The 14,558-nt window shown below is 37.4% G+C and carries 12 protein-coding genes; all 12 read right to left on the bottom strand.

Annotated elements, in window-relative coordinates; translation table 11 throughout:
- Window positions 1-8: 8 nt before the first annotated feature.
- The 12 genes from nrdR to mdh all read right to left on the bottom strand — a co-directional run bounded on the left by nrdR (window position 9) and on the right by mdh (window position 14,426).
- Entirely contained in the window at window positions 9-476 is a 468-nt protein-coding gene (gene nrdR / locus N7Z68_RS03035) for a transcriptional regulator NrdR (protein WP_275116980.1), read from the bottom strand.
- 270 nt (window positions 477-746) lie between these two features.
- Window positions 747-1,130, bottom strand: coding sequence for an adenosylmethionine decarboxylase (gene speD, locus N7Z68_RS03030; protein WP_275116979.1), 384 nt, complete (start codon window positions 1,128-1,130; stop codon window positions 747-749).
- A 195-nt stretch (window positions 1,131-1,325) separates the two neighbouring features.
- The gene (locus N7Z68_RS03025) at window positions 1,326-2,354 is read right to left on the bottom strand and encodes a glyceraldehyde-3-phosphate dehydrogenase (protein WP_275117360.1); all 1,029 of its coding nucleotides are present in this window, start codon (window positions 2,352-2,354) and stop codon (window positions 1,326-1,328) included.
- A 281-nt stretch (window positions 2,355-2,635) separates the two neighbouring features.
- On the bottom strand, window positions 2,636-3,235 hold the full coding sequence (coaE, locus tag N7Z68_RS03020) for a dephospho-CoA kinase (RefSeq protein ID WP_275116978.1): 600 nt from the start codon (window positions 3,233-3,235) through the stop codon (window positions 2,636-2,638).
- A 266-nt stretch (window positions 3,236-3,501) separates the two neighbouring features.
- Complete coding sequence (gene ytaF, locus N7Z68_RS03015; RefSeq protein ID WP_275116977.1) at window positions 3,502-4,161, bottom strand: sporulation membrane protein YtaF; 660 nt, start codon at window positions 4,159-4,161, stop codon at window positions 3,502-3,504.
- 60 nt (window positions 4,162-4,221) lie between these two features.
- Complete coding sequence (mutM, locus tag N7Z68_RS03010) at window positions 4,222-5,046, bottom strand: DNA-formamidopyrimidine glycosylase (protein WP_275116976.1); 825 nt, start codon at window positions 5,044-5,046, stop codon at window positions 4,222-4,224.
- Window positions 5,047-5,058: 12 nt separating this feature from the next.
- The gene (polA, locus tag N7Z68_RS03005) at window positions 5,059-7,689 is read right to left on the bottom strand and encodes a DNA polymerase I (RefSeq protein WP_275116975.1); all 2,631 of its coding nucleotides are present in this window, start codon (window positions 7,687-7,689) and stop codon (window positions 5,059-5,061) included.
- A gap of 144 nt (window positions 7,690-7,833) precedes the next feature.
- Entirely contained in the window at window positions 7,834-8,766 is a 933-nt protein-coding gene (gene hflC, locus N7Z68_RS03000; protein WP_275116974.1) for a protease modulator HflC, read from the bottom strand.
- The gene (hflK, locus tag N7Z68_RS02995) at window positions 8,766-9,713 is read right to left on the bottom strand and encodes an FtsH protease activity modulator HflK (RefSeq protein WP_275116973.1); all 948 of its coding nucleotides are present in this window, start codon (window positions 9,711-9,713) and stop codon (window positions 8,766-8,768) included. Before hflK ends, hflC begins: the two co-directional genes overlap by 1 nt.
- A 935-nt stretch (window positions 9,714-10,648) precedes the next feature.
- Window positions 10,649-12,433: a two-component system histidine kinase PnpS gene (gene pnpS / locus N7Z68_RS02990; RefSeq protein WP_275116972.1), complete on the bottom strand. Its 1,785-nt coding sequence runs from the start codon at window positions 12,431-12,433 to the stop codon at window positions 10,649-10,651.
- Entirely contained in the window at window positions 12,426-13,145 is a 720-nt protein-coding gene (locus N7Z68_RS02985; protein WP_275116971.1) for a response regulator transcription factor, read from the bottom strand. Before N7Z68_RS02985 ends, pnpS begins: the two co-directional genes overlap by 8 nt.
- 336 nt (window positions 13,146-13,481) lie before the next feature.
- On the bottom strand, window positions 13,482-14,426 hold the full coding sequence (gene mdh, locus N7Z68_RS02980; protein ID WP_275116970.1) for a malate dehydrogenase: 945 nt from the start codon (window positions 14,424-14,426) through the stop codon (window positions 13,482-13,484).
- Window positions 14,427-14,558 lie beyond the last annotated feature (132 nt).

The raw sequence follows: 14,558 nt of genomic DNA, 5'->3' as shown, positions 1-14,558 counted from the left end.
AAGCTCATTTATTTCTTAGTCGTATTTCGATCAATTAGATCTTTTAGTTCATCAATAAAAACATTTATATCCTTAAATTGACGGTAAACGGATGCAAAGCGGACATAGGCAACATCATCTACACCTGCTAATATTTCCATGACTAACTCACCGACAACTCGGCTCTCAACTTCATTCATCCCTTTGCTTCGAAGCTCACGTTCAACCTTCGTCACAATTTCATTGAGCTGCTCTAGCGAAACCGGTCGTTTTTCACAGGCGCGAATAAGCCCTCTTAATATCTTTTCACGGCTAAACTCTTGTCTCGTACCATCTTTTTTAACAATAATAATTGGGTGCTCTTCAACAGTTTCAAACGTAGTAAAACGATAATTGCAAGATTCACACTCTCTTCGTCTACGTATTGATTTCCCTTCATGACTAGGTCTCGAATCAAGAACTTTAGTTCCATTGTATTCACATGCTGGACAACGCATTCGGTATCAACTCCACTTTGTCTTGCATTTAGCTTAGCGAACAAACTATACTACTTTAATAATAAATAAAAACTCGAAAAATGACAAGAAATCGTTCACAGATCTGATTAGAAAAAACTCTCTCTATGGAAATGGAGAAAATCCATGGGAATGAATAAACTGTATTTAATACTCTTCCCTAAAACAAGAGACACTACATAATACCTTAATCTTTAGCAATATTAAAAAAAAAATCAAAAGAGAGGTGGTTTCCCACCTCTTTCTTACGCATTACAATGCTTTACTTTTCGATTTTTCAACTTTGATAGGACCCATTCCCCTTGGCACTTCAATTATTTCACTGGTTGTTGCCCGCAGTGCTCTAGATATATAATCTGAAGCTACATTCGGGTCAATTCGATCACCGCAAGTGTAAACATCAATACTAGCGTATCCATGTTCCGGAAAGCTGTGGATTGTTAAATGTGATTCCGAAATAATCACAACGCCACTAACACCGTGTGGGGCAAACTTGTGAAATGCAACTTCACGTACTTCTGCTCCCGACTCCAGTGCAGCATCAACGAATACTCGCTCAATAAAATTCATATCATTCAACTTCTCTACGTTACATCCCCATAATTCAGCAATTACGTGACGACCCATAGTATCCATAAGTTGAATCCCCCTTTTCAAAAAAAATGTCATGCCTTCTCAAACATGTAGGAATGTTAAGGTACCACAGGGGAAGTATCACTTTATTGTTAACCCACTTTTATTCGTATATACTCTTTCAGACAGAAACAAAATAAAGCTGACCTGGGTAATAGCCAGGTCAGCCGTGAATTATTACATACTGATTAGGTTATATTAAACGTGAAGTTTTGCATCGTTTACAATATTCTCTGCAACAAGGTTAACAAGGTCTACAACACGACAAGAGTAACCCCACTCATTATCATACCAAGCTAAAACTTTTAACTGGCGGTCTCCTAATACCATTGTCGATAAACCATCAATAATAGATGAATTTTCATTACCATTAAAATCTATAGAAACAAGCGGCTCATCAGTATAACCTAAAATGCCTTTCAACTCATTGTTCGCAGCATTTCTTAATACTTCATTCACTTCTTCTACCGTTACATCATTCTTAACTTGAACAACAAAGTCAACCAAAGACACGTTAGGTGTTGGAACTCGTAATGCCATACCATTTAATTTTCCGTTCAGGTTTGGTAAAACTTTCGCAATTGCTTTAGCTGCTCCAGTTGATGTTGGAATAATCGATTGAGCGCATGCACGAGCTCTTCGTAAATCTTTGTGTGGATTGTCAATATTCTTTTGGTCGTTTGTATACGAATGAACAGTTGTCATCATTCCTGTTTCAATTCCAAATGCTTCATCTATAACTTTAGCAACTGGTGCAAGACAGTTTGTTGTACAAGATGCATTTGAAATCACATCGTGCTTTTCATGAATGTAATCGTCATCATTTACACCCACAACTACTGTAACATCCTCATCTTTACCTGGTGCAGTAATTACTACTTTCTTTGCTCCAGCTTCGATGTGGTAACCAGCCGTCTCTTTTGATTTAAATTTACCCGTTGCTTCAACAACGATATCTACATTCATTTCTTTCCATGGTAATAGTTTTGGATCACGTGATTGTAAAAGCTTAACGACTTTACCGTTTACGATTAGTTCGTTATCCCCCGCTTCTACTTCTCCTTGGAATGGCCCGTGGATACTGTCATATTTTACTAAATGAGCTAATGTTTCCGCAGGGTAACTTGCATTTACCGCTACAACATCTAATTTATCGTCAAGAATTGCTTTTCGGAACACCATTCTCCCAATTCTTCCAAATCCATTAATCGCCACTTTAACCTTCATCATAATTAGATCCTCCCCATTTATATATGCTATACTAAATGTCCTCTGATATGAAATAGTATAACATATAATATGCATTAAGAACTAATAATTTTATAAAAAGATAATAAATAAAAATAATTAGGCAATTCAATTAATTCTATGGTTATCGGTTCTAAATTATCACTGGGGCAAGGGCCCGCCAACTAAATGAAAAAACACTAGGATATTAAGATATCTTAGTGTTTTTCCTATGAACTCATCTTTTCTTAGATCACCATAAAACGATGAAAAAGTATAACTCAATGGTTTATTATTTGCCACTTTATTAATATTTGTGTCAATTGCTCTTCGGTATCTTCGATGGTTCCGTTATTATTAATGACTTCATCCGCTAACTTGATTTTATCCTTTAACGGCATTTGGGATTGGATACGACTCATTGCTTCCTCTTTAGAAGACTGATCTCGCGCCATTAACCTCTCTAACTGAACTTGTTCTTCCACATAGACCAACAATACTTTGTCGACCATATGACGTAGATCACTTTCAAATAGTAAGGGTAAGTCATAAACAACTACAGAATGGCCTTCTTTATAAAATCGATCTTTCGTTTCAATCATCCGCTTCCGAATCGCAGGGTGAACGATGGAATTTAATATCTTCCGTTCTTTCTCATCATTAAAGATGATTTCACCTAGTCGTTTTCGAGCAATTGTACCTTCCTCATTGAGCACCTGAGTGCCAAAATGAGAAACGATTTGTTTAAAAGCTTCTTCTCCAGGTTCGACAACTTCCCTTGCTATTACATCTGCATCAATAATGGGTATTCCTAATTTCGAAATGAAATGAGATACTGTACTCTTACCACTAGCAATTCCACCTGTTAAACCAATTATCATCCTTTAAACTCCTTTATTTATTCCCGTATGCTTTTAATACACGAGCAACGCAGAAGCAAGCCAACGCCGAAATTCGACCGCTATTTTTCCCGGACTTTTTGAACTCCCCTTCTATCCTGCTTCAAAAAGGAGGACAAAAAGAGCCGAGAAGATCAAGGCGGCGTAGCTTCGAGTAGCGCAGTGTATGCTCTTAATACACGAGCAACGCAGAAGCAAGCCAACGCCGAGATTCGACCGCTATTTTTCCCGGACTTTTTGAACTACCTCTAAATGAGACTCCATACACCTAGTATAATCAGTAATAACCCAGGAATAAATGAAAACTTCTTCATTACATATGAATCAGAGAAGCGGTATCCACTTTTCATCCCAAACGTAACAAAGGAAGCACTCATAATTGCAACTGTAAGTGCCATTAACCAAGGTGAAAACCCTATGAGGGCTGCACCAATTCCCGCTCCAAACGCATCTAGTGATAAAGCGACTCCTAATAAAATCGCTTCTCTTCCTGTAATTGTTCCTGATTTATCAATGTCAGCTTCCATCGGCTTTCTCAGTATTCGTATCACTAAGCCAAGCATTTTAATCTCTAAGTTGATGAGGACTTTATCATCAACTTTTTTTGGAACCGCTTCCTCTTCTTCATCTGCATTTTTTGTTGGTCGAAATACTTGATAAAGTGCCCATGCACCAATCAAGATTAAGATGATCCCCCCGAGAGCTTCTGCAAACTGAGGAGATAAGTATCGTTGGATCCAATTTCCGAATGTCATGGCTAAAAGGATAGAAGCTGCTGAACAAAACGCAATAAATAATAAGGACTTAAACGGTAATTTCATCTTCCTAAGTCCATACGTTAGACCCACACCAAAACTATCTAAACTAACAGCTAATGCTAATAGTAGTAATGAGAAGATTTCTACCATGTAAAAAGCTCCTTCCATGACTGATACGATAGTATATGGCAGGAGCCTATCCAATGTACTTTATTTTTGGCAATTCGGACAGAAGTGCGTCCCACGTCCCCCGACTACCGTTTTTTCAATCAGTGTTCCACATGTTCTGCACGGCTCGCCTTTTCGACCGTATACAAACAAAAATTGCTGAAACATCCCCATTTCCCCTTGACCATTCACATAAGATTTTATCGAACTTCCTCCTTGTTCAATGGCTTTACCTAATGTTTCGATAATTTTTTCATGGAGTAACGGTAGCTCTTCTTCCCTTACCTCTTTGGCTAAACGCTCAGGAAGGATGCCTGCATGAAAAAGAGCTTCATCAACATAAATGTTTCCTAAGCCGACAACAATCTTTTGATCTAATAACGCCGTTTTTACCTTCCTGTTGGTTTTAGCCAGACCCTCTTTCAAATGTTCAATTGTAAATTCTTCAGCAAAAGGCTCTAACCCTAAGTCCATTAAAGGTAAAGAACGTTCTTCTTCTCCCTTAACGAATAAGTGCATGGTACCGAACTTACGAACATCTTGATAACGCAGCTGGGTTCCATCAGAAAAGTAAAAAATCACATGAACATGCTTATTAACTTCTTCATCTGCCTGATACATTCCGTATCGACCTTCCATTCGTAAATGGGAGACTAAGACATAATCATCTAAGATAAACTTTAAAAATTTGCCTCGTCGTCCCATTTCACGAATCGTTTGGTTTTGTATAAGTGCTTTAAAATGTTCGGCATCATCTGGCTTTTTGATCATTTTGGGCCAAAAAATTTCTAAATCCGTTATCGTTTTACCGATGACTAATCGTTCTAATGTTCGCTTTACCGTTTCTACTTCTGGTAATTCTGGCATCGTTCTTACTCCTTATTTTGCGTCGTACCAACTGTCTCCATAGGAAGAATCTACTTTTAAAGGTACATCTAGTTCTATTGCATTTTCCATCACGTCTTTGACCATTTTTTCAACAGTTTCGATTTCATCTTTTGGCACTTCCAAGATCAATTCATCATGAACCTGAAGTAATAAGCGTGCATTTAAATTCGCTTCTTCTAGTTGTTCACCTAATTGAACCATCGCCTGCTTGATAATATCTGCAGCTGTTCCTTGTATTGGTGTATTCATTGCGGTTCTTTCCGCAAAACTGCGCAAGTTGAAGTTTCGACTTGTAATTTCAGGCAGATATCTTCGACGATGTAATAACGTCGTTACATATCCATTTTCCCGTGCTTTTTCAATTATGCGATCCATGTAATCTTTAACTCCAGGAAAACTTTCAAAGTAACGTTCAATAAATTGAGCCGCCTCTTTTCTCGTAATACCTAGATTTTGTGACAAACCGTAATCACTAATACCGTAAACAATTCCGAAGTTAACCGCTTTTGCACTTCTTCTCATATTGGATGTTACTTCATCTTCTTTGACATGAAATACATCCATTGCAGTTTTTGTATGAATATCCATATCTTCTTTAAAAGCCGTTATTAACCCTTGATCCTGAGCAATATGAGCAAGTACCCTTAATTCAATCTGTGAGTAGTCAGCAGCGAAAATGACCCAGTCTTTCTCAGAAGCAACAAATGCTTTACGAATTTTTCTTCCTTCCTCCAAGCGAATCGGGATGTTTTGTAAATTCGGTTCCGTTGAACTTAAGCGACCGGTCTGGGTTAACGCTTGATTAAAAATCGTATGGATCTTGCTCGTATCGTGATGAACGACTTTAAGTAAACCTTCAATATACGTTGAATTTAGTTTTCCTAATTGACGGTAGTGTAAAATTTTACCGATAATCTCATGTTGATCTTGTAGTTTTTCAAGGACATCGGCTGAAGTCGAATAACCCGTCTTTGTTTTTTTTATTGGCGGAAGGTTAAGTTTTTCAAACAGAATTTCTCCTAATTGCTTTGGCGAATTAATATTAAATGAAACACCAGCTAATTCATGTATTTCCTTTTCTAATAAAGCTAGTTGCTCTCCTAATTCTTGCCCCATCGCTTTCAACTGTGGCTCATCGACTTTTACACCGGTAATCTCCATCTTTGCTAAAACCAGAGCTAGTGGCATTTCTAGTTCACTAAACAATTCAAATTGCTCATTCTTTTTTAATTCATTTTCAAGATCTTCTTTTAATGTATACACAACTTGTGCTTTATTAATGAGATGCTTCTCTAAAATTTCTCTTTCAGGAACTTTACGTTTTGCTCCTTTTCCATAAACCGTTTCGTCATACTCAACTAGTTGTTTGCCCCGCTCTTTTGTGACATCAGCTAACTCGTAAGAAGAACTTGAAGGATTTAGTAAGTATGATGCTAAAAGGATATCAAAGGCCACACCATTCAGCTCAATATCTTTCCATCCTAAAGCAACAACAGCTCGCTTCGTATCAGCTAACCATTTTTTCTTGGTCGAGTCTTTCGCCCAATCCATAAATACATCCGATTGGCTTGCCACTTCTGTTGGAATGAAGTATTTACCACTTTCATTAACAATTGTAAAACCGAGTACATCTGCTTGGTGATAGTTTTCAGATATCACTTCAACAATGAGCGCAGACGGACTTTGAAGGATTTCCTCTGTTACTTCATCGATGACCTCGTACTCAATGTCCTCATCTTGTAAGGTAGTTTCTTCCGTTTCACCGACATCTAATTTATTTAATAATGTATTGAAGTCTAGCTCTTTAAAAAGCGCAACCACTTTCTCTTTATCATATTCTTCAAATGTAAATGAATTTAAACTTCGATCAATAGGAACATCACTAAAAATGGTTGCCAGCTTTTTACTCATCAGAGCCTGTTCTTTATTCTCCTCGAGTCTTTCTTTCATTTTCTTACCAGATATTTTATCGATAGACTCAAGAACGTTCTCAACCGTTTCGTATTCTTTCAAAAGTTTTAACGCTGTTTTTTCTCCTATCCCAGGAACACCAGGTATGTTATCGGAACTATCTCCCATAAGGCCTTTCATATCAATAATTTGCAACGGCGTAATTCCATATTTATCTGCTATCGCTTGCTCATCATATGTATCTACATTTGTAATCCCTTTTCGAGATAACGTCACTTTTACTTTCGGGGACACTAATTGAAGTAAATCTTTATCTCCCGAATAAACACTTACATTCCAGTCTTCTTTTTCGGCTTGTTTAGCAAGTGTACCGATAATATCATCTGCTTCATAATTCTCAATTTCATATCTTGAAATTTGAAATGCATCTAACAATTCCCGAATGAGCGGGAATTGTTCCGATAATTCTCCAGGTGTCTTTTGACGCCCGCTTTTATACTCTCCATAGGTTTCGTGTCGGAATGTTGTTTTGCCTGCATCAAACGCGACGACCATATGAGTTGGCTTTTCTTCTTCGATGATTTTAAGAAGCATCATCGTAAAGCCGTAGACTGCATTTGTATAAACTCCTTTATCATTGTTCAATAAAGGAAGTGCAAAAAACGCGCGGTATGCAATACTGTTTCCATCTACAAGAACTAATTTATTCATAAGAGCACTCCTCTCAATTTCCATACTTAATTTTCATTTTAGCACAACCATCTGGCGTTTAGAAAATATCGGGAATCATGTCAGTTCGTATCTGTGTAAGACGAATAAAGACACTTTGCCAAAGCAAAGTGTCTTTATCATTTATTAATTAGTATAGCCCATCAAAATACGAGCATATGGTGAGTCAGCCGGAAGGACAATAACCGTTTCATCTTCAATTGTTTTTTCATACGATTGAAGAGTGCGATATAAGTTATAGAATTCTGTGTCACGTCCAAAAGATTCATTGTAAATACGTGCAGCTTCAGCTTCACCTTCACCGATGATTTCATTAGCATCAGCTGTTGCCTTTGCTACGATTTCTTGTACTTCACGGTCAGTGTTTGCACGAATACGGTTCGCTTCTGCATCACCTTGTGATAGATAATCTTGAGCTGTCGATTGACGCTCAGAGATCATTCGACGGAAGATTGCCTGCTCGTTCTCTTCAGGTAAATCCGTACGTTTCATACGAATATCAGTAAGCTGGATTCCATAGCTATCTCTTGCTAACAACTCATTGACACGGTCGCGGACACGTTCATTAAAACTTCCTCGGTTAGATGCTTCGTCATTAATGATTTCGTCATAATCGAGTTGACCTAATTCTGCACGGATAACAGAGAAAATAAAGTTACCCATAATCGATTCAGCATTTTGAATGGATCTTGCATTAGAAATCATATCTCGCGGGTCGTCAACACTCCATACCGCATACGTATCAACAAGCATACGTTTTTTATCTCTTGTATTAATTTCTGCTGGTGTAATGTCATATACCATTTGATATTTCGGTAATGTTGTCACCGACTGAATGAATGGGATCTTATAACTTAAACCTGGTTCACTTTCAATCCTTACAACTTCACCAAATTGACGTACAACCTTATATTCACCTTGTTCAACGATGAATAAGTTAGAGAGGATGGTTGTAACTACGGCGATAACAATAACTAATGAAACCCCGAGGCGTGTATATTTTTTCCACTCTTCAGTTGGGCGGCGTTCCTCTAAATCTACAATATTATTATCACTCATTAGTTGTTCCCCCCTTCACTAGATTGACGGCGTTCAATTGGTCGGATCGGTAAATAACTTACCGTATCACTGTTATTATCCATAATGTAAATATCTGTCCCTGGTAATACTTCTTCTAGCGTTTCTAGAACAAGACGCTGTCTAGTAACTTCAGGATTAATTAAATACTCCTCATAAAGGGCGTTAAATCTTGCAACATCCCCGCGGGCACGTTCCATACGCTCTGCTTTTGTACCTTCCGCTCGGGAAATGATTGCATCTTGCTCCCCTTTTGCTTCATTAATTAACTGGTTACGATATTTATTAGCTTCATTAATTTTCGTTAATCGTTCCTCACGAGCATCTGTAACTTCTGTAAATGCACGTCTTACTTCCTCGTTTGGCAATTCAACGTTTTGAAGCTTTACGTCCATGACGGTAATTCCGACTTTATAAGTCTCCATATAAGACAGTAGATTTTCTCTTACTTTTGCTTCAATTTCTGGTCGTTCGTCTGTCAAGATAGCATCAATTCTCGAACTTCCAATAACCCCTCTTAATGAAGCCGATGCTGCATTAAATAGAATTTGTTCTGGATTATCGGCATTAAATAAATACTCTTCTGGATCTGTAATTCTCCATTGAACGATCAGATCAGCTAAAACGATGTTTTCATCACCCGTAATCATCTTGGCTTCATCTGTATAATTAAGTTCTCCATTTCGATCTTCAAAGCCTACACGAAGGTTATTTGTCGTTCTTGATAAGATTTCGACTCGCTGAATCGGCCAAGGCATTTTAAATTTAAGACCTGGTTCAGCTATTGTTTCTTCAACTTTACCAAACGTAATTAATGCCGCTTGGTCTGTTTCGTCAACAATATACCAACCTGTCGTTATAAATAATGCTAAGATACCAATTCCGATTGCAGATAAAAACCCTACAATCAATTGCTTAATTGTGACCATTTCATCCCCTCTTTCTATTTCACATGATATTAGAAAGTTACACTTTCTTTCTCTTAACTATTACGAAACACTTAAGAAAAAGTTTCATACTAATATTATAGTATATAAGTTTACAAGAATATAGGATAAATCACATACTCCCATTGATTTAACAAAGTTACAATTTTTGGAGTTAGACAATAGAAAGGCGGAAGGTGTCTGTTTATCGGGACAAGCGCTGGAGGACTAACAATACGTGTCCTGCGTTTGGACACGTTTTATAGACCGAAGCGACCTCGAGCAGATGACACCTGGAGCTTCTTCGGATGAGCTAAAGGATTTGGCAGTTTTAACTTGTAGCTATCAGGATTTCTTTTAGGGCACTGAGAGGACGCTATTTTAACTAAAAGCACCATATTTAACGATTTAGGGAACTGAAAGGCCTCTATTTACTTAGATGTATTCAAAAACAACAAGAAAATTAGTAAATAAGAGCTTCTGAGTGCCTTAAAACTGAAGACTGGGCTATTTTAACCGAAATAAGGGTCTATGAGTTACCTATCACATTTTGATGCTACTTAATACAATGAGATTACTCATACAAAAATGGATGGAACCGCTATAGGTGTATAGGCTAGAGTCTTGCCATATGTGGTAAAGGGTATACGGCAACCATAGTTACCGGCACCCGCTTTGAAAAAGAGGGATATCTCCGCAAAAAAAGCAGGACAAAAGCTAAGGGGAAGCTTTTGTCCTAACAAGGGGATGTAAAACAACTTCCGTAAACTGCATGAAGGGATGAGCTTAAACATCCAGTTTACAGGCATTGATGAAACCGTTCGAGATAATTATAACTTTCAACCGTAAATTTAGAATGAAGGAAATGTTAATCTTTTGTAAATATACATACTAACCTTTCCATCTATTTCATTGTTTTTGGCTTGGCTTTAAAAAATCTAAAAAAAGCTATGTTCAGCTTTCGCTTCTTTATTAAAAGTAATTATAAATAGTGTACCTTTTCCTACATGACTTTCCACATCAATTTTACCATGGTGTGCTTCTACTAAATGTTTTACAATTGCAAGCCCTAGTCCTGTTCCACCCGAGTTACGGCTCCTTGCACGATCTACTCGATAAAACCGCTCAAAAATACGAGGTAATTCGCTTTCACTCATCCCAATCCCTGTATCTTTTACCTTTAATACAACTTCTTTACCTTGTTGATCCACTTCAACGAACACAACACCGCTCGCTGGAGTATACGTAATACTGTTGTTAACAAGATTAATAACGATCTGCTTTATTCGGACAGGGTCGCCATCTATAACCGTGTCACCGCTGCATTTTATATTCAATTGAATATCTTTTTCTGCTGCTTTTGGTCTTAAAAGAGTATGAACATCCTCTACAATATCTGATATGTTCGTTTTCTGCCAATTTAACTTGAAATATTGCTGCTCAATTCGCGAGAGCTCCAGGAGATCATGAATTAAGTTTTGCAGCCTCTCACTTTCTTTCCAGATAATTGTTAAAAATTGTTCACGGAGCTTTTGATCTTCCATCGCCCCATCTAAAAGGGTTTCAGTAAACCCTCGAATAGAAGTCACTGGCGTCTTCAATTCATGTGAAACATTAGCAACAAAGTCTTTTCTCACTTGCTCTAGTTTCTTTAATTCAGTGATATCATGGAAAACAAGAGCAATCCCGCGGAGCTTTTCATCTTCCCCAATAATAGGAGCTCCATATACGTCGAAGTGTCGTACTTCTAAGTGAATGGGTAATTTAATTTGTTTCCTTTGTTTCTGTTCTGTCATAAAAATATCTTGTACAATTTTAATGATTTCCTTATGCTTTATTGCTTCGTGATACAAACGATTTAACCATAAATCCGTATCTTCTTGGAAAATATCTTTACATGACCGATTGATAAGTGAAATATCTCCTCGTGGATTAATAAAAATTAAACCACTTCCCATATTTTCAATTAACGTTTCCATTCTTTCTTGTTGAATTTGATGTCTTCTTGTAATTTGGTCCAAGTTATAAGCTAATACATTAATAGAACGGCTTAGTTGCCCAACTTCATCATGATTACCTTCTATTGTTCGAGCCTTATAATTTCCTTCAGCAAGAGAGTTTGCCACTTTCGTTGCTGCTTCAATTGGACGAATCATTTGATTAGCTATTCGATACGAAACGGAAACAATAACGAAAAACGCTAGAGAGAAACTAAAAATAAGAAGACCCCAGATTTTTTGGTTCATTTTATTAAGCTCTTCAAAAGGGATCCCAAGTCGTAAAAAGCCTATCGTTTCCCCTGCTTCTTCAACTGGAACTGCGTAATATAACAGTTCTTTACCGACAGTATCGCTATATCGAATTTCATATTGACCTTCCCCCTCAATCACAGACTGAATTTCAGGCCGATTAATGTGATTATCCATAAGTTGCGGATCTGTGGCCGATTCGCCGACGACTGTTCCATCTGCTAAAATAATCGTTACCCTCGTTTCAAGCTTCTCACTTATTCTAAATGCCAGTTCCTGAGAATGTCCATTTTCGTTCAATCCTGCTTCTAATACACTGAATCCTGCTAGTTCAGCTTCTTTCTTTAAACGGTCTGTAAGACTTTCGAAGTAAAATTCCTTAAATAACTGACCAATGATTAGGCCCAAACTAGCGAGCACGATAAGCGTGACTGCAAGTAATGAAAACACTAATCGAAATCGAAACTTACCCATTTAATTGAGGCTCCTCTAACTTATAACCTAATCCACGAATGGTCTTAATATAAATCGGTTTCTTTGTATTCGGTTCAATCTTCTCTCTTAAGTGGCTGATATGAACGTCCACGATCCTAGTATCTCCAACAAATTCATAGTTCCAAACTGCATTTAATAATTGGTCTCGAGTCAATACTCTTCCTTTATTACTTGCTAAATATAAAAGGAGCTCAAATTCTTTTGGTGTTAAATCCATCGGCTGTCCTTTATACTGCACCTCGTAGTTTTCTGGATAAATATCGACTTCACCAACACTAATGACTGTACCTTCAGTCCTTGATACTTCTTGGTCATTTTGACTTTGACCGACCCTTCTTAATATAGCCCGTACCCTTGCAACAACCTCTCTTGGACTAAAAGGTTTTGTCATGTAGTCATCCGCACCAAGCTCTAAACCTAATACTTTATCGAACTCATCATCTTTTGCGGTTAACATCAAAATCGGTGTCATTAATTTATTTAAACGCATTTGCTTACATACATCTAATCCATCCATTTCAGGAATCATTAAATCTAAAACGATTAAATCAAACGGCTGTGATTGCGCTAGTTCAAATGCAGATGCCCCATCCATAGCCGTCACTACTTCATACCCAGCTTGTTCCAAGTTAAATTGAAGTAACGTTACAATAGACTCTTCATCATCTACAACTAATAATCTTTGTGTCATAGCGTCCTCCGATATTAAGGTTATTTAAAATTGTAATCTTTATTTTGATTATAGCAAACGAATGTAAATTTCATGTAAATTTGTTTGAGAATTATTTTCAATTACACAACTAATGATGTTTTATTAACTATATTTATCCTAATTAAGTTCTTTTATAAAGGAAACACGGTGAACCCTAGTGATCCGATGTCGACTTATTGTAAGGAGATGACCGTAGTCTCGCTAGTTGTTGGAAGCTAAAGCAAGACACTTTTGAATCTATACTTAACATAAAAAAATGACACACGTAGCAAGACTACGTGTGTCATTCGATAAATCCTTTTTAAGTTTAACCATTTATGCTTTCGGTAAAGCTGCCATTACGTTACGAACAGACTCAACAGATTGGTCTAAAGCGGATTTCTCTTCAGCTGTTAATTCTAATTCGATAACTTTTTCAATACCGTCTCCACCGATAATTGTAGGAACTCCAACATATAGATCGGTATATCCATATTCGCCTTCTAAGTACGCAATTGTAGGGATAATTCGTTTCTTATCTTTAAGGATGGCTTCAACCATTTGAACTAATGAAGCAGCTGGTGCGTAGTACGCACTTCCATTTCCTAAGAGACCAACGATTTCACCGCCGCCTTTACGTGTACGTTCAACAATTGCATCAAGACGATCTTTTGAAATAAGCTTTTCTAATGGAATTCCACCAGCATAGGAATAACGGATAAGTGGTACCATATCGTCTCCATGTCCACCTAGAACAAAACCAGTTACATCTTCCACTGATACGTTTAATTCTTGAGCAACAAATGTACGGAAACGAGCAGTATCAAGAACACCTGATTGACCTAATACGCGATTCTTCGGGAATCCTGACTCTTTATATACTGTGTATGTCATAGCATCAGCAGGATTAGTTAATACGATAATGTAGCATTCTGGTGAGTGTTTTACAACTTCTTTAGTTACAGCCTTCATGATACCAGCGTTTGTGTTCACTAGGTCATCTCGGCTCATACCTGGCTTACGTGCAATACCTGCAGTGATAACTACAACATCGGAACCAGCAGTATCTTCATAGTTAGAAGTACCAATAATGTTAGAGTCAAGACCTTGAACCGGTGTAGACTCAAGCATGTCTAATGCTTTTCCTTTAGTTGGTCCTTCCATCTGTGGAATATCTAGAAGTACTACATCTCCTAATTCTTTTTGCGCTACCATAAGTGCAGTTGTTGCACCCGTAAAACCTCCGCCAATTACAGAAATCTTTCTGCGTTTGATTGCCATTATTCACACTCCCTTTGCGTTATTAGTGGTTGTTTGAAAAATCCAGATATTTAATCTTTCATCTCAAACAACTAGATAAGGTTGTTCAATAGTGTTGAACACTTTCCTTGTTAAAAATCTAAACTTAAAGGG

This window comes from Alkalihalobacterium chitinilyticum (genome assembly GCF_029028005.1).
Lineage (GTDB): Bacteria > Bacillota > Bacilli > Bacillales > Bacillaceae_F > Alkalihalobacterium > Alkalihalobacterium chitinilyticum.
The sequence above is the reverse complement of the archived record's forward strand: the minus strand, read 5'-3'. Positions and strand labels throughout refer to the sequence as shown.